Consider the following 25,944-nt stretch of genomic DNA (forward strand, 5'->3'; position numbering starts at 1 on the left):
CCGGGTCAGCGCCGCCGAGTAGCCAGGAACCGTATCCCCGCGGCCGACAGGTTGATCAGGGCGACGATGATGATCAGGGTCAGTGCCGCTCCCCAGACGCGCAGGAAACCGGCGTGTTCGGGGTTGGTGAGTTCGGTATAGATCAGCAGCGGCAGTGACGCCATGTTGCCGTTGAAAATGTCGTAATTGATCGACCGGCTGTAACCCACGAGCACCAGCACCGGGGCGGTCTCGCCGATCACCCGGGCGACCGCTAGCAGCACGCCGGAGATGATGCCCGGCATCGCGATGGGCGCCACGATCCGCACGATCGTCTTCCATTTCGGAACGCCGAGTGCGTAACTGGCTTCGCGCAACTCGTCCGGCACCAGCCGCAGCATCTCCTCGGTGGAGCGCACCACCACCGGCAGCATCAGCAGCACCAGCGCCAACGACACCGCGAAGGCACTCTGCTGGAATCCGAGCGTGGCGATCCACAGGCTGAAGATGAACAGCGCAGCGACGATCGACGGGACGCCGGCCAGCACGTCCACCATGAACGTGGTCACCCGCGCCAGTCGACTGGTGCCGTATTCGACCAGATACACGGCGGTCATCAGACCCAGCGGCACCGCGATCAGCGCCGCCACGCCCGCCTGAGCCACCGTCCCGTACAGCGCCTGGTAAACGCCGCCGCTGAATTCCTCCGGCAGCACCCCGCGCAGCGAGTGCGTCCACCAGTCGGCCTGGATCACCGCATGCCAGCCGCGCGCGATGACCACCCACAGCAGCCACACCAGCGGGACCAGCGCGATCAGGAACGAGGCGAGGAAGAAAGCCGTCGCAGCGTTGTTCGCGACCCGGCGCCGCACGCTGAGGTGGCGGTACAGCATCGCCTTGACCGGCTGTTCCAGGGCGGTGGCGCTGATCTGGCTCATCCGTTGACCTTCCCGCCGGCGATCGCGCGGGCCGCGGCATTGACCATGAACGTCAGCACGAACAACGCGAATCCCGCCGAGATGTACGCACCGGTCGGCAGTGGCTCGCTGAATTCCGAAGCCGCCGAGGCGATTTTGGACGCGAACGTGTAGCCGCCGTCGAACAGCGACCAGTTTCCCGGCTTGGCGGCCGAGCGCAGGATGATCAGCACCGCCACGGTTTCGCCCAGCGCGCGACCCAAGCCCAGCATGGATGCCGCGATGACGCCGCTGCGACCGAACGGCAGCACGGTCATCCGCACCACCTCCCACTTGGTGGCGCCCAGTGCCTGCGCGGCTTCGATCTGGATCGGCGGGGTCTGGCGGAACACTTCGCGTGACACCGAGGTAACGATCGGCAGGATCATCACCGCCAGCACGATGCTCGCGGTGAAGATCGTGCCCCCACCGGCCAGCGAGACGTTGCCCTTCTTGAACAGGAACACCCAATTCAGGTTCTTGTTCAGGATGGTGGCCAGCGGCAGCAACTTCGGGGCCAGGACGAAGATCCCCCACAACCCGAAGATGATCGACGGCACGGCAGCCAGCAGATCGACCATCGCCCCGAACGGCCGCGCCAGCCGTTTCGGTGCGTACTGGGTGATGAACACGGCGATACCGACGGCGATCGGCACCGCCAGTGCGAGGGCACTGATCGAACTGAGCACCGTGACCATGAACAGGTCGCGGATTCCGAACGCCAGCGTGTCGTCGGTGGAGGTATCGAACTGCGCGCTGGTGAAGAAGTTCGCTTGGTTCGCGCGCAGCGACGGAATCGCCTTGATCAGCAGGAACACCGCGATGAGCAGGATCGCCGCCACGATCGTCGAACCGGCCGCCGAAGCTACCAGCCTGAACAGGCGATCCGCCCGGCGCGCTGCGCGCGCGTCTACCTCCGCTAGCGCAGACTTTGCTAGCGGGGCTTTGACCACGTGAACCTCAGATCAGGAGATCGCGTTGACCGCGGTCGACAACCTCGACTTGAACGCGTCCGGGATGGGGACATAGCCGTTGTCACCCAGCCCGTTCTGGCCGCTGCCGATGGTCGACTGCAGGAACGCCTTCACGGCCGTCCCGACCTGCGCGTCCGGGTACTTCGAGCAGACGATCTCGTAAGTGGCCAGCACGATCGGATACGAACCGGGCTGCGTGGGCCGGTAGAACGAGATCGTGTCCAGCACCAGGTCGTTGCCCTGGCCCGCGATCGTGGCACCGGCGATCGTCTTGCCGACGGAATCGGTGCCGATCGCGACCGGCTCGGGGCCGGCCGAGGTGATGATCTTGGCCATGTTCAAGCGCTGCCCCTGGGCGAATGACCACTCGTTGTAGGTGATCGAGCCCTCGGTGTTCTTGATGGCCGCCGAGGTGCCGTCGTTGCCCTTGGCGCCTTCACCGACGCCGCCCTTGAACGCCTTGCCGGTGCCCTTGTTCCACGCGCCGTTGGCGGCGGCCTCGAGGTAGCGCTGGAAGTTGTCCGTGGTACCGGACTCGTCGCTGCGGAACACGACGTGGATCGGGGTGGCAGGCAGGTTGGTACCGGAGTTGATCGCCGCGATCGCCGGGTCGTTCCAGCTGGTGATGGCGCCACTGAAGATCTTGGCCAGCGTCGGCCCGTCCAGGTTCAGTGAGCTGACACCGCCGAGGTTGTAGGTGACCGCGATAGGGCCGAACACGACCGGCAGATTCCAGGCCGGCGAGTCGCCGCACCGCTTCTGCGCCGCGGCCGCCTCGTCTTTGCCCAGCGGCGAGTCGGAGCCGCCGAAATCGGTTTGGTTGCCGTTGAATTCGCTGATCCCCGCGCCGGAGCCGTTGCCGGTGTAGTTCAGCGTCTGGCCGGGGCAGGCGGATTCGAATGCCTTGACGAACCGGGTCATCGCGTTGGCCTGCGCCGTCGAGCCACTGGCCTTCAACGTCTTCTTGCCACCGCAATTCACGGTGCCCGACGAGCCGCCCGAAGTACCCTGACCTCCCCCACTCGCGTTGTTGTCGCTACCGCACGCCGACAACACCAGTGCACCTGATGCCAGGACACCCAGCGCGGCACCAAATCGGTTGAGTTTCAATTCACTTCCTATCGGTAGACTCGAAACATACTAACCGCCGTCCCTCCGCCACGGCTTGTCCGCCCAGACCCTTTCCTCACTCCCTTGCCGCTACATTAACAACAGGTAACGAGCAGTGAAAGAGTCGACGAAAGCGACGTTGCCGCATCCCGCGCCGGCCCCGGCCCGGCGTCTTCACCGGGCTCCGCACCGATACCGGCCGGTGTCCCCAGGAAGCACGACCGCTAACCGCAATTCGGCGATCGCCGGGCGTCAGGGCCGACCCGACCGGATCCCGCTGCGGGACCGGCCTTTTCGATCACAGCCTGGCCGACATGGACGGCTCGGACACGATGGCGCCCGCCACCGGCGCTCGATACCACCGGCGCTGGTTGCCACCGGCGCTGGTTGCCACCGGCGTGCACAACTTGGCGCCACCCGAGTGAGCGATTTGGCAGCCCTCAGCCGGGCAATTTAGTGGAATACGGCCGAGACGCGCCGGGCAACACACGCGAAGTTGGCGGTCGAAGCCATCTTCATTCGACAGTTTGCCGACACACGCCCACCGCACGAGAAGGACTTGGGTAAAACAATTCAGGGCGTCCAACAAGCCGGCCGTCGGGCGCGCGCCCCCCGTTCGCGCGCCGCGCCGACGATGCTCCCGACAGCGAAATAATCTGCTGCACAACCCACTTGGATCGTGCCCTAGCCTGTCCGCTGGGCCGCGGCGACCATGGCGCCGAGCCGGGACCGAGCGCGCGGTTCGGAATCTGACGAACTGTTTATCCAGAAGTCGAGCATTCGCTAACGCAGCTGACACAGCGACCGAATCCAATTCATAAACAAATTCACCGTTCTGTGAAAGTGCGTCACAATGACCACTGGTCACAGAACGTTCCAATAACAAACATCTTATGGCGTGCCATTGTTCGATGCCCCTATTGACCTGGGCGCTTACGGTTCGACTCAATGGGGGCCGACGACAGCAAGCTCACGGCTCTCGTTTCGGCAGCTTCGGCAGCGCCACAACAATCGCGCGACTGCTCCGCGAGAGCACACACCGGCCCAAAACACATCCACCCGAAGGGGGTTTAGTGAAAGGCACAGCAAAGCGCGGACCCCCTCCCGGAGGTGGAACGGCGGTTGCGCGCACCGCTCGCCACCCCCGTCCGACGGCATCGGACTCGGGGCCTCCTGCGTTACGTTTCCCGGACGGTATGACAAAGTAGAACCTGTTACAGAACTTCATTCCGGGACGGCGCACACCGTTTCGGCCGACTACTGAAGCGAGGCCGCCGTGATCCTCGACAGGTTCCGTCTGGACGACAAAGTCGCCGTCATCACCGGAGCCGGGCGTGGCCTGGGTGCGGCCATGGCGCTGGCATTCGCCGAAGCCGGTGCTGACGTCGTCATTTCGTCGCGAACACAATCTCAGTTGGACCAGGTGGCCGAGCAGGTCCGGGCCACCGGGCGGCGTGCTCACGTGGTCACCGCCGACTTGGCGCACCCCGAGGACACGGCGAAGCTGGCCGGCGCGGCCGTTGATGCCTTCGGGAAACTAGACATCGTCGTCAACAACGTCGGCGGCACGATGCCCAACACACTGTTGACCACCTCGACCAAAGACCTCAAGGACGCCTTCACGTTCAACGTGGGCACCGCGCACGCCCTCACCGTCGCCGCCGTGCCGTTGATGCTCGAATACTCCGGTGGAGGCAGCATCATCAACATCACCTCGGCCATCGGCCGACTGGCCGGCCGCGGCTTCGCCGCCTATGGCACCGCCAAGGCCGCGTTGTCCCATTACACCCGCCTGACCGCGCTGGACCTATGCCCGCGCATCCGGGTCAACGCGATCGCGCCGGGTTCCATCCTGACCTCGGCGCTCGACGTGGTGGCCGGCAACGAGGAGCTCCGCGCACCGATGGAGCAGGCAACGCCACTGCGCCGCCTCGGCGATCCTCTCGATATCGCCGCTGCCGCAGTCTATTTGGCCTCGCCCGCCGGGGGCTTCCTGACCGGCAAGACGCTGGAGGTCGACGGCGGCCTGACCTACCCCAATCTCGACATCCCCGTCCCGGATCTGTGAGGAACTGACCATGGCAATTCGCGTCGCGCAACTCGGCACCGGCAACGTCGGCATCCATTCACTCCGGGCCCTGATCGAGAACCCGGAGTTCGAACTCACCGGGGTCTGGGTGTCCTCAGAGGCCAAGGCGGGCAAGGACGCAGCGGAACTGGCCGGCCTGGACGCCTCCACCGGCGTGCTGGCCACCACCGATCTGGACGCCGTACTGGCCACCAAACCGCAATGCGCTGTCTACAACGCCATGGCCGACAACCGCCTACCGGAAGCGCTGGAGGACTACCGGCGCGTGCTGGCGGCCGGCGTCAACGTCGTCGGCAGCGGACCGGTCTTCCTGCAGTACCCGTGGCAGGTGCTTCCCGAGGAGCTGATCAAGCCGCTGGAAGATGCAGCACGCGAAGGCAATTCGAGCCTCTTTGTCGGCGGCATCGATCCCGGCTTCGCCAACGACCTGCTGCCCATGGCGCTGGCCGGCACTTGTCAGATCGTCGAGCAGGTGCGGTGCATGGAGATCGTCGACTACGCGACCTACGACAGCGCCGTCGTCATGTTCGACGTGATGGGTTTCGGCAAGTCGCTCGACGAGACGCCGATCCTGCTGCAACCCGGAGTGCTGAGCCTGGCCTGGGGTTCGGTGGTGCGACAACTTGCCACGGGCCTTGGCATTTCGCTTGACCAGGTCACCGAGAAATATGAACGGGTACCGGCACCCGAGGCCTTCGACATCGCGTCGGGTCATGTCCCGCAGGGCAGCGCCGCGGCGTTGCGGTTCGAGGTGCTGGGCCTGGTCGACGGACGACCGGCCGTGGTGCTCGAACACATCACCCGGTTGCGCGAGGACCTGTGTCCGCATTGGCCCCAGCCCGCCCAGCCCGGCGGCTCCTACCGGGTGGAGATCACCGGTGAGCCGTCGTACGCAATGGACATCTGCCTGAGCAGCCCACACGGCGATCACAACCACGCGGGTCTGGTCGCCACCGCAATGCGGGTGGTCAACGCAATTCCCGCGGTGGTGGCGGCCCCGCCAGGGATCCGCACCACCCTGGATCTGCCGCTCATCACCGGTCGCGGTCTGTATCGACCGGCTGACTGATTGCTCCTGGCTGTCGCGTTCGCCGACAGCGGTATCCTCACGGCGAAAACGCCACCACTAATCAGGCAGGTAGGCAGACCTTGACCACTGACGACGCCCTGCGCGCCCTGTTCATCAACGCGACCCTGAAACGTTCCCCGGACCTCAGCCACACCGACGGACTGATCGAACGCAGCGCCGGCATCATGCGTGAGCAGGGTGTCGAGGTCGACAACTTGCGCGCGATCGACCATGACATCGCCACCGGTGTGTGGCCGGACATGACCGAACACGGGTGGGCCACAGACGAATGGCCCGCCCTTTATCAGCGGGTGTTGGCCGCCGACATCCTGGTGCTCTGCGGACCAATCTGGTTGGGCGACAACAGTTCGGTGATGAAGCGCGTGATCGAGCGGCTGTATGCGTGTTCCCATCTGCTCAACGAGCGGGGGCAGTACGCCTACTACGGACGGGTCGGTGGTTGCCTGCTCACCGGCAATGAAGACGGCGTGAAGCATTGCGCGATGAACGTCCTCTACAGCCTGCAGCATCTCGGGTACACGATTCCGCCGCAGGCCGACGCGGGCTGGATCGGGCCGGCCGGCCCAGGGCCGTCGTATCTCGATCCGGACTCTGGCGGCCCGGAGAACGACTTCACCAACCGCAACACGACATTCATGACCTACAACCTCGTGCACGTCGCGCGGATGCTGAAGGCCGGCGGAGGCATACCCGCCGAGGGCAACCAGCGCACGGAGTGGGACGCGGGTTGCCGTCCCACCTTCGCCAATCCCGAATACCGCAGCTGACCTGCTCGATGCCCGCGGCACGTCAGGTTTCGGTTAACCTAACTTTTTACTTCGACGGATAGGTACGGGTCGCGAAGTTGGCGCAAGAGACGGCAATCCCGGATAAGGCGGGTTCGGACCGGGCGGGCTGGTATCTGCTGGGTCCCGCCTTCGTCGCCGCGATCGCCTACGTCGACCCGGGCAACGTCGCGGCCAACGTCAGTTCCGGCTCCAAGTTCGGCTATCTGCTGCTGTGGGTCATCGTCGGCGCCAACGTGATGGCGGGCCTGGTGCAATACCTGTCGGCCAAGCTCGGGCTCGTGACCGGCCATTCGCTGCCGGAGGCGATCGGCCGCGGAATGGGGCGTCCTGCGCGGTTGGCCTACTGGGCACAAGCCGAGATCGTCGCCATGTCAACCGACGTCGCCGAGGTGATCGGCGGGGCGATCGCATTGCGCATCCTGTTCGGGCTGCCGCTACCGCTGGGCGGACTGATCACCGGCGCCATCTCCCTGGTGCTGCTGCTGATTAAAGACCGTCGGGGCCAACGCCTGTTCGAGGCGGTCATCACCGGATTGCTGCTGGTGATCGCCCTGGGCTTCACGGCCAGCTTCTTCGTCGCCACACCGCCGGCGGGCGAGGTGATGTCCGGGCTGGTGCCGCGGTTCCAGGGCACCGAAAGCGTGTTGCTGGCGGCCGCGATTCTGGGTGCCACCGTCATGCCGCATGCGGTCTATCTGCATTCCGGGCTGTCCCGCGACCGGCACGGGCAACCCGAGGCGGGCGCTGCCCGGCGGCGGTTGCTGCGCGTCACCCGCTGGGACGTCGGCGTGGCGATGGTGATCGCCGGCGGGGTCAATGCCGCGATGCTGCTGGTCGCCGCGTTCAACATGCGCGGCCACGGAGATGTGGCATCCATTGATGACGCGTACGGCGCGGTGCGCGACACCATGGGGCCGACGATCGCGGTGCTGTTCGCGATCGGGTTGCTGGCGTCGGGGTTGGCATCGTCCTCGGTGGGCGCCTACGCCGGGGCGATGATCATGCAGGGGTTGCTGCACTGGTCGGTGCCGATGGTGGTGCGCCGCCTCGTCACGCTGGGTCCGGCGATCGCGCTGCTGGCGATGAACGTCGACCCCACCCGAACCCTGGTGCTCTCCCAGGTGGTGCTGTCGTTCGGGATCCCGTTCGCGATATTGCCGCTGGTCCGCCTCACCGCTAACCGGAAGCTGATGGGCTCCGATGCCAACCATCCCGCCACGACGGTCGTTGGCTGGGTGGTCGCGGTGATGATTAGTCTGCTTAACGTGGCGCTGATCTATCTGACGGTGACGGGCTGAATGCCGGTCCGCCGGCACCTCTACTTCGCATACGGATCCAACCTGTGCGTGCGACAGATGGCGGCACGCTGTCCCGATGCCATTGACCCCCGTCCGGCAGTGCTGTGCAACCACGACTGGCTGATCAACGAGCGCGGGGTGGCCACGGTCGAGCCGTGCGCGGGAAGCGAAGTGCACGGTGTGCTGTGGCGCCTTTCCGATCGCGACCTGACGGTGCTGGACAGCGCCGAGGGTGTGCCGGTGCGCTATCGGCGGGACCAGATGGACGTGCACACCGACTCGGGGCCCTTGCCGGCTTGGGTGTACATCGACCACCGGGTGACCCCGGGACCTCCCCGACCCGGTTACCTGTCGCGCATCATCGACGGCGCGCTGCACCACGGGCTGCCGCAGCGCTGGATCGACTTTCTGCACCGCTGGGACCCGACCCACTGGCCGGCACCAGCGTCCTCCGACGGGTCTGGGCCGCAGTCTCTTTCGGAGTTGTTGAGCGAGCCGGGCGTGGTGGAGCTGAGCCGGTTGCGGTCACGCTTCGGCTTTCTCGCGATCCATGGTGGCGGTCTCGAGCAGATGACCGACGTGATCGCCGAGCGCGCCGCCGAGGCCTCCGGTGCCTCGGTGTATCTGCTGCGTCATCCCAACCGCTATCCGCACCACCTGCCGTCGTCACGGTTCGATCCGGCCGAGTCTGCACAGCTGGCCGAGTTTCTCGACCACGTCGACGTCGCCGTCTCGTTGCACGGCTACGGCCGGCTCGGGCGCGGCACACAGCTGCTGGCCGGCGGCCGCAACCGCGCACTCGCCGACCATGTGGCCGGACATGTGCGGCTGCCGGGGTATGCCGTCATCACCGATCTCGACGCGATCCCCTCGGAGCTGAGGGGGCTGCATCCGGACAACCCAGTGAACCGGGTCCGCAATGGAGGGACACAGCTCGAACTGCCGGTTCGAGCCCGCGGTCTCAGCCCCCGTAGCCCACTCCCGGGTGCCGACGGTTTGTCACCGGTCACATCCAGTTTGACGCAGGGGTTGGCGACCGCAGCCCGTTCCTGGCAGGTGTCTTCGGATTAGTTGGAGGTTGTTGGTGGACAAGGATTTTCGATTCGGCTTGAGCATCCGCTACTTCAGGTCGCGCGAGGCCTTGGTGGAGATCGCCAAGCGGGCCGAAGATATCGGATTCGATGTCCTCTGCGTGCCAGACCATCTCGGTGCGGCGGCGCCGTTTCCCACGCTGACGGCGGCGGCCATGGTGACCAAGCGAATCCACCTCAGCATGTATGTGCTCAACGCAGCGTTCTACAAGCCGGCGCTGTTGAGCCGCGACATCGGCGCCCTGGACATCCTCAGCGACGGGCGTCTGGAGGTCGGACTCGGAACCGGTTACGTCCGAGAGGAATTCGAGGCCGCCGAGTTGTCCTATCCGAGCGCGGGCGCGCGAGTCGACTACCTGCAGCACATGACGGAGTACCTGACCGAGCATCACCCGCGGGTGCCGATCATGATCGCCGGCAGCGGCGACCGGGTGATGCGGCTGGCCGCCCGGCACGCCGACATCATCGGGCTCACCGGCGCCAGAGTGCGTGACGTCGAGGACCCGCTGGCCGAGCGCATCGAGTTCGTCCGCAACGCGGCGGGAGACCGGTTCAGCGCGCTGGAACTGAACCTGGTGATCACCGCGGTGCCCGGTCCGGACGAGACCATGCCCGACCTGTCCCTGACCCGCCGCAACGCGCCGGACCGCTCCGATGAAGAGCTGCTGGCCATGCACTCGGTACTCAGCGGCTCTCCGCGGGAGATGGCGGACAAACTTGCGGGGCACCGGGAGAAGTACGGCGTCACGCACTTCACCGTGCAGGACAACCACATCGACAACTTCGCCAATGTGATCGCCGAGCTGCGCTGATCGGTGAGCGGTCGGTGGTCGACGGGACGCCCGGTAAGCTCAGCCCGTCGCCCCCGTAGCTCAGGGGATAGAGCACGGCTCTCCTAAAGCCGGTGTCGCAGGTTCGAATCCTGCCGGGGGCACAGGGGTACATGTATGACGTCGGTTGATGTTTGACATTTCGCCTCCGGTTGATGCCTGACAGTGTTTCGGCTGATGTTTGACAGTTACTTCGGTTGATCCTTGACACTCCCTAGATGAGGGAGTTGAGCGTGGCCGAGCAGCGGTATCAGGCCGTGATGGCCGTGATTGCCGATGGTTTGTCGATTTGTCAGGTGGCCGTCACGCCATCGACGGCGAGCACGTCGAAGCGCGGTACACGTGCTTTGTCGCCTCGATTCCGTTACCGGCTGTTGACGACGGTCGAAAACTAGGCCACAGACGACGGTGAAAAGTAGGCCACGTGGTCGGTGGTTATTGTGCCGTGTTGTCGGCTCTGGCGGAGGGCAGGGTGTCGATTCCGGTGTCTTTGAGCCGGTAGCTGGAGCCTTTGAGGGTCAGGACGTCGGCGTGGTGGACGATGCGGTCGATCATCGCCGCGGCGACGACTTGATCTCCGAACACGTCGCCCCAGCGGGCGAAGGGCAGGTTCGAGGTCAGAATCAGCGAGGCGTGTTCGTAGCGGCTGGAGACCAGTTGGAAGAACAAGTTCGCGGCGTCCTGTTCGAAGGGGATGTATCCGACCTCGTCGACGACGAGAAGGCCGATGCGGCGCAACTTGGCCAACTCGACGGGCAGTCGCCCCGCGGTGTGGGCGGCCTTGAGGCGAGCGACCCAGTCCACCGCGGTGGCGAACGCGATGCGATGCCCGGTCTGGGCGGCTTTGATGGCCAATCCGATGGCGAGGTGAGTCTTGCCGGTTCCCGGTGGGCCGAGCAGCACCACGTTGCGGGACCTGGCCAGGAACGCACCCGTGCCTAGGTGGGCGACCATGTCCCGGTTCAAGGCCGGTTGGTGATCGAAGTTGAAGTCTTCCAACGACTTGCGCGTCGGAAACCCCGCCGAGCGGATGCGGGTCGCCGCACCGGAGGCTTCCCGGGCCGCGACCTCCCGGGAAAGCACCGCCGCCAGATACTCCTCATGAGTCCAGTTGGCGTCACGGGCTTGCTCGGCGAGCCGGGCGGCGGCGTCGCGGATGCGCGGCGCCTTAAGGGCCTGGGCGTAATGCAGGACGGATTTGATCGGATCCTCGGCCATGATCACGCCACCTCCCCGTCGGAAGTGACTGTTGCCGTGGTGAAGTCGACACCGAACGCGCGGTCGTAGTCGGCCAGATCACGGACCAGGTAATCACCGACCACCGGTGGTGGGCCGGTTTGGAACTGTCGACGCAATGCTGCGGCAGTCGCGACGTGGGTGGGATCGGTCAGCGTTTGTCGTACCGCCCAGCAGCGGTCATGAGCCGCCAGCTGGCGCCCCGCTCGGGTCACCACCACCTGATTCAAGGTGGTCCTCACCTCGACGAGCTGTCCGATCGCATGCGGGTCCACGGAGTAGTCGTTGCCGGCCACCCGCACGTAGTAGTCGCGCCCCAGCCGCACCGAGGTCACCGCCTCGGTGACCGGCGCCACGGGCGGCAACGCCAGCATCTGGGCTCGATCGCCGTCGAGGAAGTCGACCGGACGACCATCGAGGACCCGCACCCGACGGGCGTTGGCGGTCGGAAGCCATTGGCCCAGTTGAGTGTTGAAGTCCGCTGGCGAAGTGAAGCTGCGCCCCGGCAGGAACGAGGTCTCCAAATAGCGGTTGGCTCGCTCCACGATCCCCTTGGATTCGGGGTCATAGGGTTTGAGTTGCACCAGCCGCGACCCGAGCGTGCCCATCAACGCGGTGACCGGATCGGTCAACCGACCGCGGCGTCCGATCCCGGCCTCGTTGTCCCACCACAACTCATGGGGTGCCGCGGTGAAGCTGCCCGAGAGTAGCTGCCACATCCCGGCCACCAGGTCCATCGTCTGACGCGAGGGCAGCATCATTGCGGCGATGAACCGGGAGAACGCCGCGACCATCACCAGCACCGGCAGCATCGCCTCCTGGCCGAACCCGACCGCGATCCTGGGTGCCGGGAACCACAGGTCGCACTGAACCGCTCGCCCCGGAGGATGGTCGAGGCGGTCAACCGGATCGGCGAGCAGGTGCTCCGGGCGGATCGCTCGGACCCGCTCGCGGAACCAGGAGATCGAACCCGTCCACCCGACCCGCTCGGCGAGCACCGTCGCCGGCATCTGCGGATAGGCCGACAGCAACGCCCGGATCCGCGGCTCCACCTCGCTGATCGCCGACGGCGCCGAAGCTCGCTCGTACTTCGGTGGACCATCGCCGGCCAGCGCCCCGGCCACCGTGTCACGCGCGATGCCGAGCTGGCGTGCAATGGCCCGCTGCGACAAACCCTCGCTGCGATGAAGATGCCGGATCAACGCCCAGTCTTCCAAGGAGATCACCCATCCAATCTGATTGGGTGGCCTACTTTTCAACCGTTGCGAGTGGCCGGACTTTCAACCGTCGCCAACAACCGGCGAAACGTCGAAGTTAAGAACAGGATTCGCGCGCGACCTCTGCAGGTAGATCGAACAGGTCATCTCCATCTGGGAACCCACGCGCGACCGACCCGAGCCGGTTCAGGGCGAAACCGCGTTCACGGAGATCCGCAACTGGGTCAGCTTGCCTACGAGCTCCGAGATAGATTGAATCACCTTGGCACGGCCAGGGGCGATGCTTGCAGGGCGCTGGATGAGGTGCGGCCAACATTGACCGGCACGAACTCAGGCGATGCTTTTCGCGGCACCATAGCCATTTCAACTCGGTAATAGGCATTGTGCACTGGTCCGCACAGCGATATGTAGAAATCCGAAACTGTCACTGGCTACTCAATGAATAGCATTTTACGAGACCGTTACACGATCGGAACGATCGCTCCAAAGATGCTGGTAATTAAGTGATCTCGCCCCGGCGAGCGCACCCGCATACTACTCGAAGGCGACCCGAATCAGGCACCGCCGACTAGAGAGCCACTTATATTCCAGTTAGCCTGCATAATGCACATCGGTCCCGGGTCGACATGTGCACTTTGCACGGTGACATCGTTTGTTTTCGCACCTACAGTAGCTGCGCCCTTTGCTAATTCCGAATCCGAAAACATATGGGAGTGCAAACCGTGTCCTCGTATTTAGTCGCAGTTCCAGGTGCCCTCTCCGCCGCATCGGCAAACCTAACTGCGATCGGGGAAGCGATCAAGGCGGCAACCACTACAGCGGCGCTACCCACGACCGGGATTGCGACAGCAGCCGCCGACGAGGTCTCGTTGGCCATCGCGACCTTGTTCGGCGATTACGGCCGGGTGTTCCAGACGCTGAGCGCGCGGACGTTGGGATTTCAAGAAAGCCTCGCGCAGGCGCTGTATGAGGGCGAGGCCGCCTACGCGAGCACCGAGCTGTCCAGCTCCGCAGGATTGCTCAAGCCCCTGGTCGACGACGTGATGGGACTGGTCAACGCGCCCACGGAAATCCTCTTCGACCGGCCTCTCTACGGCGATGGCGCCAACGGTGCGCCGGGCACTGGTCAAAACGGCGAAGACGGCGGCTACCTCGGAGGCAACGGCGGCAACGGTGGTTCTGGTGCGCCCGGCCAGAACGGTGGCAACGGTGGCTCCGCGGGGCTGCTGACCGGAAGCGGCGGCCGAGGCGGCGACGGCGGGAACGCCATCACGCCAGGTGGGCGCGGCGGAAACGGCGGCAATGGCGGCAACGGTTCGCAGCAAGGCGTCGCGGGCAACGGCGGTAACGGCGGGGCGGGCGCGCCCGGTGCACCGGGGCAGATCGGCGGGGCCGGCGGCAACGGCGGTACCGGCGGCATTGACAACGATCTGATCGGCGGACGCGGCGGCGCTGGCGGCGTTGGCGGTCAAGGTGGCGCCGGCGGTGCAGGTACCAACGGTGGTGCGGGCGTAGCGGGTGGACCAGGCGCAGCCGGCGGGGCCGGTGGCCTGGGCGGCTCTGGAGGTAGCGGCCAGAGCGTGATCGGCGGAACCAACGGCAACGGTGGTGTCGGCGGCGCCGGCGGCACCGGCGGCACCGGCGGTAATGGTGGCGCTGGCGTCAACGGTGTCGGCGCTGCCGGCGGCATCGGCGGCACCGGCGGCACCGCTGGGGCGGGCGGGGCGGCAGGCGTCGGTGGCACCGGTGGTATCGCAGGCACTTACGGGCGCGGCGGTGCCGGCGGCTTGGGTGGCGACGGCGGGCCCGGTGCTGCCGGCGGTGCCGGCGCCCCCGGATTCGCCGGGGGCATCGGTGGCGCGGGTGGAGTAGGCGGAAACACCGGGGTCACCGGGATCGCCGGGGCCGGCGGTGCCGGCGGCACCGGCGGCACCGGCGGCAACGCCGGCGCAGACAACGGCAAGGGCAACGCGGCCGCGCCGGCCGGCGGTGCAGGCGGCGCTGGAGGCGCGGGCGGGAACACCGGCCTGGGTGGTGCCGCGGGCAACGGTGGCGCAGGTGGGACCGGTGGCGCCGGCGGTAACGGCGCCAACGGCGCCAACGGCACCGCCAGCGTGGCCGCCGACCACGGCGGGGCAGGCGGAGTTGGCGGCGCTGGTGGCCGGGGCGGCGATTCAGGGCCGGGGGGCCTCAACGGCGCGAGCGGTGCCGGTGGCGCCGGCGGCAACGGCGGCAACGGCGGCAACGAAGGCGCTAGTGGCACCGGCGCCGGCGACGGCGGCGACGGCGGCAGCGGTGGCGCGGCCGGCCTGTCCGGCAATGGCGGCGCGGCGGCCAACGCAGGCGGGGCAGGCGGAGCTGGCGGCGACGGCGGCAACGGCGGCAACGCCGCCGCCAACTCGCAGTCAGCCGGAGGGGCCGGCGGCGACGGCGGCGCCGGCGCTGCCAGCGGCTTCGGCGGTAAGGCTGAGACAGGTGGTGCCGGCGGCAACGGCGGCAACGGCGGAAACGGCGGGTCGTGGAACCAGACCACCACCCCGACCTCCTCGCGCGCCGGTGGTGCCGGCGGTGCCGGCGGCAACGGCGGGGCAGGCGGCGCCAGCCTCGGCGGCACCACGACGAACACCGCCGGGGCCGGTGGCGCGGGTGGCGCCGGCGGTGACGGTGGCTCTGGTACACCTTGGGCCTTCGATGCCAACACGGGCCAGATGATCCAGTCAGGCAACGGCGGCAATGGCGGAGCCGGCGGTGGCGGCGGTGCCGGTGGTTCTGCGGGCACCGGCGGCACAGCAGGAGCGGGCGGTAACGCTGGAGCCGGCGGCGTAGGCGGCACCGGTGGCAGCAGCACCTTCGGCGGGGTGGGCTTCCCCGGCGGCGCCGGTGGAGACGGCGGAACCGGAGGCACCGGCGGCAACGGCGGCGCCGCCTTCAGCAACCCCGGCAATGTCGGCGGCGACGCGGGTAACGGCGGCGCCGGCGGCAGGGCCGGCGACGGCGGCCTCAACGGTGGCGGCGGCGGTAAAGGCGGTATCGGGGGTGACGCCGGCAAGGCCGGCGGAGGCGCCACCACCGGCAAGGGCGGCACCGGGGGCAACGGGGGCGCCGGCGGGTCCGGTGCCGACGGCATCACGGGCGCCGAAGCGAATCCGGGCGTGGCCGGCGGCCACGGGGGCGCCGGCGGTGCGGGTGGCAACGCAACCGGCACCGGCAGTGTCAGCGGCAGCGGCGGGGCCGGTGGCAGCGGTGGCGACGGCGGAACCGGCGGCAAGGACGGCGGGAAAGCGGCGGGCTTCGCCCCGGCCGGCGGTGCCGGCGGAAATGGTGGTGCCGGCGGTGACGCGGGTACCGCGGCCACGTCAGGCAATGGCGGCGCCGGCGGGGCCGGCGGCACCGGCGGCGCTGGGGGCAGAGGCCTGATCGTCGATAACGGCACCAAGCGCATGAACAGTGGCGGCAGTGGCGGCGCCGGTGGCACCGGCGGCAACGGTGGCAACTCCGGTACCGGCGGGACCAACGGGGCCAGCGGCGCTGGTGGCGACGGCGGGAACGGCGGCCTCGGCGGCACCCCGATTCGTGACATCGACGGTTCCCAAGCCAAACCGGGAGACGGCGGCGCCGGCGGCGCGGGCGGGGCCGCCGGCAAAGCGGGCACGGGTGGGGCGATCAATGCCGTGGGCGGCGCGGGCGGCGACGGCGGCACAGGTGGTGGTGGCGGCCGGGGCAACACCGGAGTCGCTTCGGCATCCAATAACGGCGGCAGAGGCGGCAATGGTGGGGTCGGCGGCAACGCCGGTGTTGGGAGCGGTGCCGAAACCGCGGGTAAGGGCGGCGCCGGCGGCACCGGCGGCGAAGGCGCAGATCCCGAAGCCAGCATCAACGGTGGTACCGGCGGGGCCGGCGGAACTGGCGGAGCCGGGGGCGCGAGCAGCGGGGGCCTGACGTCGAACACTGCCGGCGCGGGCGGCATGGGCGGCTCAGGCGGCAACGGCGGGGACGGGGTCAACGGCGGCGGGGGCGGCGCCGGCGGAACAGGCGGTGCCGGAGGTAACGCCACCGGCGCCGGCAGCGTCGGAGGCAACGCCGGACACGGCGCCGACGGGGGTGTCGGTGGCAACGCCAATCCCGGATCCGGCGGCAACGGCGGCAATGGCGGCAACGGCGGCGACGCAGGCATCGCGGGCACCGGCACCACGGCTGGTAATGGCGCCATCGCGGGTGACGGCGGAGGCGGCGGCGGCGGCGCGGACGGGGCCGCCGGCGAGGGCGGAAAGGCCGGCGGCAACGGCGGCAACGGCGGCAACGGCGGCAATGGCGGCAACGCCACCGGTAAGGGCAGCATCGGCGGCAACGCCGGTAATGGCGGCAATGCCGGAAACGGCGGCAACGCCGGGATCGACACCGGCACCGGCGCCGCGGCACCCAACGGCGGCAAGGGCGGCAACGGCGGCAATGCAGGCAGCGCGGGAACCGGTGTCGCTGCCGCCGGCAAGAGCGGTTACGGCGGTAACGGCGGTAACGGCGGCAACGGTGCCAATGGCCTCGACGGCACCACCAGCACCGCTCCCGTCAGCGGCGGCAACGGCGGGGCCGGCGGTAACGGCGGCAGCGCCACCGGTAGCGGCAGCATCGGCGGCAACGCCGGCAACGGCGGCAACGGTGGCGCCGGCGGCGGGGGTGTCGCTCCGTCTCAGGCCGGCGGCAAGGGCGGCAACGGCGGTGATGCCGGCTTGGTCGGTACCGGCAGCGACAGCGGCAACGGAGCGCGCGGCGGCAATGGCGGCGACGGCGGCGACGGCGCTGATGGCGCCAACGGCGGTCCGGGTATCGACGGTGCAACCGGCGGAGCCGGTGGCGAAGGAGGCAACGGCGGCAACTCCACCGGCGCCGGCGGTGTCGGTGGCAACGCTGGGAGCGGCGGTAGCGGCGGTGGGGGCGGCAACGGCGGCGACGGCGTCGCAGCCATCCTGGGCGGCACCGGCGGGAAGGGCGGCAGTGGCGGCAGTGGCGGCAACGCCGGCCAGGTCGGCACCGGCACCGCCGGTGCCTTCAACGGCGATGGCGGAGTCGGTGGGGATGGCGGGGACGGCGGCAACGGCGGCCACGGCCGCGACGGAGGCACCGGCAGCAATGGCGCTACCGGTGGTTTCGGGGGCACCGGCGGCAACGGCGGCAACGCCACGGGCGCCAAGAGCATCGGCGGCAACGCGGGCAGCGGCGGAAACGGCGGTAATGCCGGAAACGGCGGTCTGGACATCGGTACCGGCGGTACCCATGCGCCCCACGGCGGCAACGGAGGCTTCGGCGGCGACGCCGGCACTGCCGGCAGCGGTACCTTCGCAGGCCGCGGGGGAGTCGGCGGCGACGGCGGCGATGGCGGCGACGGCGCCAATGGCGCCAATGGCGCGGGCGGCAACGACGGCGACCACGGAGGTGACGGCGGGCTGGGCGGTCGTGGCGGCAATGCCACCGGCGACGGCAGCCTGGGCGGCAACGCCGGCAACGGTGGCAACGGCGGCAAGGGCGGCAACGGCGGCAAAGACCTCGGGACCGGCGGCACTGCCGCCCCCAACGGCGGCAACGGCGGCAACGGCGGTAACGGCGGTGGCGCCGGCACCGGTGCGGCAGGCAACGGCATCGCCGGGTCCGGTGGGGACGCCGGAGCCGGCGGCAATGGCAGCAATGGCAACGACGCCGTCGGCACTGGCTCCGGTGACGCCGGCGGCAAGGGCGGCAACGGCGGGATTGGCGGCAATGGCGGCAACGGCGGCCTGACCGGGACCGGAGGGGCCAGCGGAGCCGGCGGTGCCGGCGGCAATGGCGGCAACGGCGGCAAGGGTGCCGGCACCACCGGCCACGGTGGAGCCGGCGGCAACGCAGGCAACGGTGGCGCCGGCGGCAATGCCGGTAAAGGCGGCACCGTCAACGACCCCGGCAGTGTCGGGGGCGCGGGCGGCAACGGCGGCAACGGCGGCAACGCCGCGAACAACGTCGTCAACGGCGTGCCCCTGCAGGGTCTGTCCGGCGGCATCGGTGGTCACGGCGGCAGCGGCGGCGCGGCCGGTGTGGGCGGTCTGGTCGCGATCGGCGGTGCCGGCGGCAACGGTGGCAACGGCGGTAACGGCGGCACCATCACCAGCACGTTCAGCGGTTCTCCGGCCGGCGGCGTCGGTGGAGCGGGCGGCAACGGTGGCACCGGCGGCACCAGCACCGGCGGCACCACTGCCAACATCGGTGGCAGCGGCGGCCAGGGCGGCAACGGCGGAATCGGTGGCGACGGCGGACCCGGCGCAGTCCAGGGCCCCATCAGCATCGGACCCGGTGCGGGCGGCACGGGCGGGACGGGCGGCCAGGGCGGCCTCGGCGGCGCCGCCGCCAACGCCGGTGCCGTCGGCGGTGGCGGGGGCAACGCCGGAAGCGGCGGCAAGGGCGGCAACGGCGGTAACGCCGCGCCCGGCTCGGGCTTCCCCGGTGCCGTCGGTGGAGATGGTGGCGACGGCGGCGAGGGCGGCGCTGGAGGTGACGCAACCGGCGGCAAGGGCGGTGTCGGCGGATTCGGCGGGTCCAGTGCCGCCGGCGGCAACGGCGGCGTCGGCTCGGGCGGCGGCACCGGCAAGGGCGGTTCCGGCGGCCAGGGCGGGGAAGCCGGTGTGGTACCCACCGGACCTACCGGTGGCGCCGGCGGCTCCGGCGCCACCGGTGGCACCGGCGGGAAAGGTGGCAACTAGGCCCGGCGGTGGATCACCGAGGCGTGGCTGTGCCGGAACCCCCGCTCAGGCGTTGACGGCGGCTGCCTTGTCGTCCTCCGGTTCGTTGCGGCGGCTGCTGTGCACCAGGCAGCCGGCCGCGACGGCCAGGCACCCCACTGCGGGAATGATCAGGGCGTATCCGCCGAGTGGCCCGCCGACCAGCAGGCCGATCACGCCGCCCACCAGAAACAGCACGAAAGTCACCGCCAGTACGGTGGCCTTCCACTTCTCCAAGCCGTGCTCGCGGCTGCGGCCGATCATCAAGCCGAGATCGGTGATGGTGCCGGTGAAGTGCGTGGTGCGCACGGCCATCCCGCGGAAACTCGACGTCAACCCGTTCTGCATGCCGAGGGCCGTCGCGGCGCACACGGCCTGGATGATGGGCTGCTCCATGCCGAGGGTGCCCAGCAGCGACCGAACCGGGGTGTCTTCCAGACCCGCCGCGGCCAGGGCCAATAACGTCGCCTCGAAGATGAGTAGGGTGGCATGACGAGGACCTGCCTGGGCCCGGGTCGGGGCGAGAACCGCGCCCGCGATCGCCGCCCCGAACAGGAACCCGAAGATGATGGCGGCCAACAGGTGGCCTTCGTAGAGCCACGGGTTGGCCGTGTTCATGCCCAGCTGGGTGGTGGCCGCAGTGACGTTCGCGACGGGGAACGCCAGCAGGAGAATGGCCACCGCGTTGACGAAACCCGCCGTCAAGGCGAGTACGGCGCTGTAACCGAGGACGACCCAGCGGGGAAGCGGCCCGCCTTCCTGGGCAGGTTGCATCCACCACTGCATACCGGTCCAATACCCACTTCGTATGCAGCCTAATCCTTTTCGGCTCACAAACCTTCGTTGAACGGCTGGCGGCGCAATATCAGAATTCGGCCTGAAGTGATTGACTCGGGAATGTCGGGGTCAGGCGGCTTGAGCTTCCCGCCCCGGCCTGGTGAAGATCACCTCGCGGAGCGCCGAAGGCTGAATGGCTGCTGACGCCTTCCGCCCGAAGTCGTTGGGCAGCGACAACCGGAAGACCTTCTTCCATGCCGATGCCACCTGCCGTGGCAGCGAACCGGTGGTGTAGGTCAGGCCGTACCGCTCGAACAACTCCTGCACCTTCGGTGCGATTTCCTGGTACCGGTTGCTGGGCAGATCCGGATACAAGTGGTGCTCGATCTGGAAGGACAGATTGCCACTCATGAAGTGCAGGAACGCATTTCCGGATATGTTGGCTGAGCCGAGCATCTGCCGTAGGTACCACTGACCGCGGGTCTCACCCTCGATGGAGCTTTTCTCGTAGGTCTGCACGCCTTCGGGGAAGTGACCGCACATGATCACCGAGTGGGTCCACAGGTTGCGGACCAGATTTGCGGTGAGGTTGGCGGTGACCGTGGTGACGGCCGAGGGGCCCGACAGCAGCGGGTGCAGCACGTAGTCGCGCATCACATGTTTGCGCACCTTGGCCAGCACCTTCTTGCCCTGCCGCCGGAATTCCTCTTTATCGCTGCGGCCCTGCAGGTATTTGCCAATTTCCAGATCGTAGGCGGCGATGCCGTATTGAAACAGGCAGGCGTTGATGAAATTCCACAATGGCTGCGCCAGATAGAACGGCTTCCACCGTTGGTCTTCGTCCACCCGCATGATGCCGTAGCCCAGATCATGGTCTTTGCCAAGGACATTGGTGTAAGTGTGGTGGACCTCGTTGTGCGAGTGCTTCCACATCTCTGACGGGGAGGCGTTGTCCCACTCCCAGGTGGTGGAGTGAATCTTGGGGTCACGCATCCAGTCCCACTGGCCATGCATCACGTTGTGGCCGATCTCCATGTTCTCGACGATCTTGGAGATCGACAGTCCCACAGTGCCGATCAGCCAGGCGGGCGGGAACAGCGAGAACAGCAACACGGCGCGGCTGGCCAGCTCCAGGCGGCGCTGGCCGTCGATGACACTGCGAATATAGGCGGCGTCGCGCTCGCCCCGACCGGCCAGCACGTTCTCGCGGATGGCGTCGAGCTCGCGGCCCAGGTTCTCGATGTCCTCGTCGGACAGGTGGGCAATCGGGTTCGTTTGCATAGCAGTCATTTCGGCTCCTCTAGAGGTCGAGCTCGCAGGCACCCGCGGCAGCGGACACGCAGGTCTGAATTTGTACGTTGTCGCCCGGGTTGGCGGTGGTGACGTCGCCGTTGCGCAGGTCGCGGACGGCGCCTTGACGCATCGGGACCACACACCCGAAGCAGACGCCCATCCGGCAGCCCGACGGCATCAGCACCCCAGCGGACTCGCCGGCGTCCAGCAGGCTCTGGGACCCGTTAGCCGCCACCACGGTGCCGCTCTTGGCGAATGTGACGGTGCCGCCTTCGCCGGCGGTGATGACGACTGGGCGGAAACGTTCGATATGCAGCCGGTCGGCGATACCGTCTGCCGCCCAGCGCTGTTCGAGGGCGTCGAGCAATCCGGCCGGCCCGCATGCCCACGTCTCGCGGTCGGCGAAATCCGGGACCAACTCGCCCAGGCGTGTCACGTCGAGCATTCCGTCGGTGTCAGTGTGCTTTTCCAGCAACCGGATTCGGCCCTCACGGGCCAGCATGCGCAGTTCCCAGCCGAAGATGACGTCGTCAGCGGTGGGCGCCGAGTGCACGACCACGATGTCCGGGGCGGAGCCGCCGAGGCTCGCCATGTTGCGCAGCATCCCCATCACCGGGGTGATGCCGCTGCCTGCTGTGAGAAACAGCACCTTTGCCGGCGCCCGCTCGCCGAGGGTGAAATCACCGGCAGCCTGATCCAGCTGAATCACGGAGCCGACGGTGGCCCGCCGCACCAGGTGGTTGCTGACGATGCCGTCGGGGATCGCCTTGACGGTGACTGCGATGCATCCGTCGCGCCGGTGGGTCTTGGAGGTCAGGGAGTAGGCGCGCCACTGACGAACGCCGTCCACGTCCACGCCGATGCGTACGTACTGGCCGGGCACATGAGGGCGCCAGCCCCGCCCGGGCTTGATCACCACCGTGGCGGCATCCCGAGTCTCGGGGTGGATGGCGACGATGCGCCCGCGTAGGTCAGCCGCGGAGCGCAGCGGATCGATGATGTCGAGGTAGTCGCTGGGAACAAGGGGCGTCGTAACCCGCTCGGCAAACTTGAGCACTCGCTCGCGCAGTGCGCCGACGACGTTGGGTCGGGTGGCCACGGTTGTCATGACTCCATCGTCGTTGTCTCTGGATGTAAAGTCTTGACACGAGTGCGTGAAAAACAAAGACAAATTTGTTCGAAAGGAATAGTTTTGCCCGACTCGCCCCTCCGCCTCAGCGGGCTGCAGCTGGACGAACACGTGGTCAAGGCCCTGGAGGCCATCCTGCCGGCGATGGCGGAGCGAACCGTGACCGCGATCACCGTGGCGGTGCCGAGTTACGCCGACGCCTTCAGCGGGCGGATGGGTCAGATCATCGAGAACGCCGTGCAGACGTCGCTGGGGGTTTTCCTCCGGCTGGCCACCCGCCCCGAGCAGACCGATCCCGGCACCTCGCTGTTCCCCGCCATCGACGGCGCCTACGAACTAGGGCGCGGCGAAGCGCGTCAGGGCCGGACGATCGACGCCTTGCTCGCGGCCTACCGGGTAGGCGCGCAAGTCGCCTGGCAGGAGCTGTCGGCGACCGCGGTCGCGGCGGGCCTTCCCGCGTCCACCATCGCGAGGTTCGCCGAGTTGGTGTTCGCCTATATCGACGAGTTGTCCGCATCCAGCGTGTCCGGCCATGCCGACGAACTGGCCACCACCGGACGGGCCCGGCAACGCTACCTCGATCGGCTGAGCCAGGATCTGCTGACCGGGCAGCCCGCCGACACCCTGGTGGCAGCCGCCGAGCAGGCCAGCTGGCAGCCACCCGACACGCTCACCGCGGTGCTGCTGCCGTTGGCCCAAACACGGGGGCTGGCAGCACAGTTCGGTCAATCCACCCTGCAGTTGGCCGAAGACCTGCCCGGCGTCGACCCTGCGGAGGCGCTCGCCGTCCTGATGGTGCCTGACATGGCCGGCGCGGCACGCCGCCAGTTGTTGTCGGCATTGAGCACGAGGAAGGCGCTGGTGGGGCCGGCTCGCCCGTGGCTGGAGGTCCGGTCGTCCTACCACCGCGCCCTGCGCGCCCGGAACCTGTCGAACGAGGCTGGATCCAGTGCCATCGACACCGACGACCATCTGGTCGAACTGGTGCTCGGGGCCGATCTCGAAGCTGCCGCCGACTTGCGCGCCAGGGTGCTGGGGCCGCTGTCCGCCCTGCCGCCCAACACCGCCGACCGGCTCACCGAAACGCTGCGTTCGTGGGTGCTGCACCAGGGCAGGCGCGACGCGGTGGCAGCCGACCTCTTCGTTCACGCCCAGACCGTCCGCTACCGGATGAATCAATTGCGCGATCTGTACGGCGACCGACTCAGCGAACCTCGGACGGTATTGGAACTGACCGTCGCGCTGGGCCTGGACCCCACCGCTTGAGCTCGCCGATTCGGGGTTGCCGGGCTTCCGAACAGGGGTTATGCTGATCCGCAATACGGATATTCGGGATTCGTATTACGAATCAATGGAGAGAGGCACCATGACAAGCACCACGATCAAGGCCGTCGGCATTTACTGCGCCTTCGCCGCAACCGCCATCGCGCTGACGGCGACCCTGGGCCTGGGCTCCGACCCTCAGCAGGCGACCTCAATGAACGACACCACGACGGCCCCGACCACGACTCTCACGCCGCTCACTACACTGGCGCCGCCGTCGACCCTGGACGCGCCGCCGGCCCTGTCGGCCCCTCCGGCGCCGCCGCTCCCCTGACCGCACCCACCCCTGGCAGCCGATTTCCTAAAACATCACCGTCAATCTTTAACCGTTAGGTCACCAAAGCAGTAACCTGCTGCTAGCACGTGCCTACCCGGAACTGGTCGTCGCCCGGTGTGATGCCCCAATCCCCGCACGGCACAGGCACTTCGGTTCATCCATCGGTCAAAGGAGACGCGGATGTCGTTTGTGGTCACCCACCCGGAGACGCTGGCGTCGGCTGCAGGGACCCTGCAGGGAATCGGATCGGCGGTCGTCGCCCAGAATGCCGCGGCCGTCGCGCCCACCACCGGAGTGGTTCCGGCTGCCGCCGACGAAGTCTCGGCGCTGACCGCAGCCCGGTTCAGCGTGCAGGCTCAGACATACCAAGCCATGAGCGCGCAGGCTGCGCTCATTCACGAGTTGTTCGTCAGCACGCTGGTCGCCAGCGCCGGCTCGTACGCGGTGGCCGAGGCCGCCAATGCAGTCTCGGCCGGATAGGGTCCGCGTTGGTCACCGACTTCGGGCTGTTGCCGCCGGAGGTTAACTCGGCCCGGATGTATTCGGGCCCGGGCGCGGAATCGACGCTGGCCGCCGCGAACGCCTGGGACAGCCTGGCCACGGTGCTGAATTCGGCGGCGGTGTCCTACGGGACCGTGATCGCCGGGCTCGCGGTGGAGTCGTGGATGGGTCCGGCGTCGGCGTCGATGGCTGCCGCGGCCGCGCCCTACGCGGCTTGGCTGAGCGCGGCCGCGGTGCGGGCCGAACGAACTGCCGGCCAGGCCCGCGCGGCCGCGGCGGCATACGAAGCGGCGTTCGCGATGACGGTGCCGCCGGCCTTGATTGCCGTCAACCGTGAGCAGTTGATGTCGCTCGTCGAGACGAACGTGCTGGGCCAGAACAGTCCCGCTATCGAGGCACTACAAGCCGAGTACGCCGAGATGTGGGCTCAGGATGCGGCCGCGATGTTCGACTACGCGGCCTCGTCGGAGGCGGCGTCGACCCTGCTGCCGTTCACCGCGCCGACGCAGACCGCCGACCCGGCGGGCCCCACAGCCGCGGCCGCGGCCGCCGCCTCGACCGCGGGCATACCGGCCATCAGCGCCCAGACCCTGCAAGGGTTGGCCGCGCTGTTGTCTCCGGCGTCGTCGGCGATCCCGGGCTCCGCCGCGTCGATCACGCTGCCGACCCCGATCGGCGACCTTGATATCGCCGCTGCGTATATCGCGGTCACCGCGACCGCGAGCTTGTCACTGTCTGCAGTGAACACCGCCCGCCCGTGGATCTTCGGCGTCGGCACCACCAGCAAACCGACTCCGGACGACGACGCGGTGGAGCCCACGGAAGGCACCGTGCTCGGGTCGCACCGGGATGCCCCGCCGGGTATCGGGGGGGCGCCGAGCGCCGGCGTCGGTCAGGCCGCCCTGGTGGGAGCGCTGACGGTCCCGCACAGCTGGACGGTGGCTGCCCCGGAGATCCGCCTGGCGGTCGAGTCGCTGCCCAGCGCCAGTGGTGGTGTCGAGCCAGTGCCGGCGAACCTGAGCGCTGGGCCCGCAGCGCTGCTGGGCGGCATGGCACTGGCGGGGATGGCCGGTCGCGGCGGCACGGGCACCGGCAGCCCGGCGAGCAACGAGTCCGCGACCGACGAAGACGGGCAGCCCAAGCGCAAGCCGACGGTCGTGGTGATCCAGCAGCCGCCTGCCGGCCCGAGCCCGGGCAACCGAACGCAATAAGTCACACGGACTGTGTCAAAACTTTCTGTCAA

Annotated in this window: 20 protein-coding genes and 1 tRNA gene; 13 read left to right on the plus strand and 8 right to left on the minus strand. The window is 68.3% G+C overall.

Annotated elements, in window-relative coordinates; all coding sequences use genetic code 11:
- Window positions 1-5 precede the first annotated feature (5 nt).
- Genes pstA through pstS form a run of 3 tightly spaced genes read right to left on the minus strand, consistent with a single transcriptional unit; the run spans window position 6 to window position 3,019 of the window.
- Complete coding sequence (gene pstA, locus JX552_RS25535) at window positions 6-917, minus strand: phosphate ABC transporter permease PstA (protein ID WP_205874580.1); 912 nt, start codon at window positions 915-917, stop codon at window positions 6-8.
- Window positions 914-1,888: a phosphate ABC transporter permease subunit PstC gene (pstC, locus tag JX552_RS25540; protein WP_205874581.1), complete on the minus strand. Its 975-nt coding sequence runs from the start codon at window positions 1,886-1,888 to the stop codon at window positions 914-916. Before pstC ends, pstA begins: the two co-directional genes overlap by 4 nt.
- Before the next feature lie 12 nt (window positions 1,889-1,900).
- Entirely contained in the window at window positions 1,901-3,019 is a 1,119-nt protein-coding gene (gene pstS / locus JX552_RS25545; protein WP_205874582.1) for a phosphate ABC transporter substrate-binding protein PstS, read from the minus strand.
- 1,276 nt (window positions 3,020-4,295) lie between these two features.
- On the opposite strand from pstS, the gene JX552_RS25550 reads away from it, so the two are divergent.
- The 8 genes from JX552_RS25550 to JX552_RS25585 all read left to right on the plus strand — a co-directional run bounded on the left by JX552_RS25550 (window position 4,296) and on the right by JX552_RS25585 (window position 10,600).
- Window positions 4,296-5,087, plus strand: coding sequence for an SDR family oxidoreductase (locus JX552_RS25550; protein ID WP_205874583.1), 792 nt, complete (start codon window positions 4,296-4,298; stop codon window positions 5,085-5,087).
- A gap of 10 nt (window positions 5,088-5,097) precedes the next feature.
- Window positions 5,098-6,177 carry an NAD(P)H-dependent amine dehydrogenase family protein gene (locus JX552_RS25555; protein WP_205874584.1) on the plus strand — a complete coding sequence of 360 codons (1,080 nt, stop codon included), beginning with the start codon at window positions 5,098-5,100 and terminating at the stop codon, window positions 6,175-6,177.
- A gap of 80 nt (window positions 6,178-6,257) precedes the next feature.
- Window positions 6,258-6,965 (plus strand): flavodoxin family protein, encoded by a 708-nt coding sequence (locus JX552_RS25560; protein WP_205874585.1) that lies wholly within the window; start codon window positions 6,258-6,260, stop codon window positions 6,963-6,965.
- A 77-nt stretch (window positions 6,966-7,042) separates the two neighbouring features.
- Window positions 7,043-8,284 carry an Nramp family divalent metal transporter gene (locus JX552_RS25565; RefSeq protein ID WP_205874586.1) on the plus strand — a complete coding sequence of 414 codons (1,242 nt, stop codon included), beginning with the start codon at window positions 7,043-7,045 and terminating at the stop codon, window positions 8,282-8,284.
- Window positions 8,285-9,355 carry a poly-gamma-glutamate hydrolase family protein gene (locus tag JX552_RS25570; RefSeq protein ID WP_205874587.1) on the plus strand — a complete coding sequence of 357 codons (1,071 nt, stop codon included), beginning with the start codon at window positions 8,285-8,287 and terminating at the stop codon, window positions 9,353-9,355.
- Window positions 9,356-9,362: 7 nt separating this feature from the next.
- Window positions 9,363-10,187: an LLM class F420-dependent oxidoreductase gene (locus tag JX552_RS25575; protein WP_205874588.1), complete on the plus strand. Its 825-nt coding sequence runs from the start codon at window positions 9,363-9,365 to the stop codon at window positions 10,185-10,187.
- Window positions 10,188-10,236: 49 nt separating this feature from the next.
- Window positions 10,237-10,309, plus strand: a tRNA-Arg gene (locus tag JX552_RS25580).
- 129 nt (window positions 10,310-10,438) lie between these two features.
- Window positions 10,439-10,600 (plus strand): hypothetical protein, encoded by a 162-nt coding sequence (locus tag JX552_RS25585; protein ID WP_205874589.1) that lies wholly within the window; start codon window positions 10,439-10,441, stop codon window positions 10,598-10,600.
- A 40-nt stretch (window positions 10,601-10,640) separates the two neighbouring features.
- On the opposite strand, the gene istB is transcribed toward JX552_RS25585, so the two are convergent.
- Window positions 10,641-11,423, minus strand: a complete 783-nt coding sequence (gene istB / locus JX552_RS25590; protein WP_205873160.1) for an IS21-like element helper ATPase IstB — start codon at window positions 11,421-11,423, stop codon at window positions 10,641-10,643.
- A 2-nt stretch (window positions 11,424-11,425) separates the two neighbouring features.
- Window positions 11,426-12,667, minus strand: coding sequence for an IS21 family transposase (gene istA / locus JX552_RS25595; protein WP_205873161.1), 1,242 nt, complete (start codon window positions 12,665-12,667; stop codon window positions 11,426-11,428).
- A 698-nt stretch (window positions 12,668-13,365) separates the two neighbouring features.
- Between istA and JX552_RS25600 the strand changes: the two genes are divergently transcribed.
- A complete protein-coding gene (locus JX552_RS25600) occupies window positions 13,366-19,383 on the plus strand; it encodes a PE family protein (protein ID WP_205874590.1) in 6,018 nt (2,005 codons plus the stop codon).
- A 45-nt stretch (window positions 19,384-19,428) separates the two neighbouring features.
- On the opposite strand, the gene JX552_RS25605 is transcribed toward JX552_RS25600, so the two are convergent.
- The 3 genes from JX552_RS25605 to JX552_RS25615 form a co-directional block, all read right to left on the minus strand.
- Entirely contained in the window at window positions 19,429-20,175 is a 747-nt protein-coding gene (locus tag JX552_RS25605; RefSeq protein WP_205874591.1) for a YoaK family protein, read from the minus strand.
- Window positions 20,176-20,307: 132 nt separating this feature from the next.
- Window positions 20,308-21,468: a fatty acid desaturase family protein gene (locus JX552_RS25610; protein WP_205874592.1), complete on the minus strand. Its 1,161-nt coding sequence runs from the start codon at window positions 21,466-21,468 to the stop codon at window positions 20,308-20,310.
- A 10-nt stretch (window positions 21,469-21,478) separates the two neighbouring features.
- A complete protein-coding gene (locus JX552_RS25615; RefSeq protein ID WP_205874593.1) occupies window positions 21,479-22,579 on the minus strand; it encodes a ferredoxin reductase in 1,101 nt (366 codons plus the stop codon).
- A gap of 84 nt (window positions 22,580-22,663) precedes the next feature.
- On the opposite strand from JX552_RS25615, the gene JX552_RS25620 reads away from it, so the two are divergent.
- The 4 genes from JX552_RS25620 (at window position 22,664) to JX552_RS25635 (ending at window position 25,912) form a co-directional block, all read left to right on the plus strand.
- A complete protein-coding gene (locus tag JX552_RS25620) occupies window positions 22,664-23,866 on the plus strand; it encodes a PucR family transcriptional regulator (protein ID WP_241010729.1) in 1,203 nt (400 codons plus the stop codon).
- Window positions 23,867-23,966: 100 nt separating this feature from the next.
- Window positions 23,967-24,197 carry a hypothetical protein gene (locus JX552_RS25625; RefSeq protein WP_205874594.1) on the plus strand — a complete coding sequence of 77 codons (231 nt, stop codon included), beginning with the start codon at window positions 23,967-23,969 and terminating at the stop codon, window positions 24,195-24,197.
- Between the two features lie 183 nt (window positions 24,198-24,380).
- Window positions 24,381-24,680: a PE family protein gene (locus tag JX552_RS25630; RefSeq protein WP_205874595.1), complete on the plus strand. Its 300-nt coding sequence runs from the start codon at window positions 24,381-24,383 to the stop codon at window positions 24,678-24,680.
- 8 nt (window positions 24,681-24,688) lie between these two features.
- Window positions 24,689-25,912, plus strand: a complete 1,224-nt coding sequence (locus tag JX552_RS25635; RefSeq protein WP_205874596.1) for a PPE family protein — start codon at window positions 24,689-24,691, stop codon at window positions 25,910-25,912.
- Window positions 25,913-25,944: the final 32 nt, after the last annotated feature.

Source organism: Mycobacterium gordonae (assembly GCF_017086405.1).
Taxonomy (GTDB): domain Bacteria; phylum Actinomycetota; class Actinomycetes; order Mycobacteriales; family Mycobacteriaceae; genus Mycobacterium; species Mycobacterium gordonae_D.

What these genes read in the sequence shown, in the direction of transcription:
- pstA (WP_205874580.1), bottom strand. Translation starts at nt 917, where the DNA reads ATGAGCCAGATCAGCGCCACCGCCCTGGAACAGCCGGTCAAGGCGATG.
- JX552_RS25555 (WP_205874584.1), top strand. Translation starts at nt 5,098, where the DNA reads ATGGCAATTCGCGTCGCGCAACTCGGCACCGGCAACGTCGGCATCCAT.
- JX552_RS25570 (WP_205874587.1), top strand. Translation starts at nt 8,285, where the DNA reads ATGCCGGTCCGCCGGCACCTCTACTTCGCATACGGATCCAACCTGTGC.
- istB (WP_205873160.1), bottom strand. Translation starts at nt 11,423, where the DNA reads ATGGCCGAGGATCCGATCAAATCCGTCCTGCATTACGCCCAGGCCCTT.
- JX552_RS25600 (WP_205874590.1), top strand. Translation starts at nt 13,366, where the DNA reads ATGGGAGTGCAAACCGTGTCCTCGTATTTAGTCGCAGTTCCAGGTGCC.
- JX552_RS25605 (WP_205874591.1), bottom strand. Translation starts at nt 20,175, where the DNA reads ATGCAACCTGCCCAGGAAGGCGGGCCGCTTCCCCGCTGGGTCGTCCTC.
- JX552_RS25610 (WP_205874592.1), bottom strand. Translation starts at nt 21,468, where the DNA reads ATGACTGCTATGCAAACGAACCCGATTGCCCACCTGTCCGACGAGGAC.
- JX552_RS25615 (WP_205874593.1), bottom strand. Translation starts at nt 22,579, where the DNA reads ATGACAACCGTGGCCACCCGACCCAACGTCGTCGGCGCACTGCGCGAG.
- JX552_RS25625 (WP_205874594.1), top strand. Translation starts at nt 23,967, where the DNA reads ATGACAAGCACCACGATCAAGGCCGTCGGCATTTACTGCGCCTTCGCC.
- JX552_RS25630 (WP_205874595.1), top strand. Translation starts at nt 24,381, where the DNA reads ATGTCGTTTGTGGTCACCCACCCGGAGACGCTGGCGTCGGCTGCAGGG.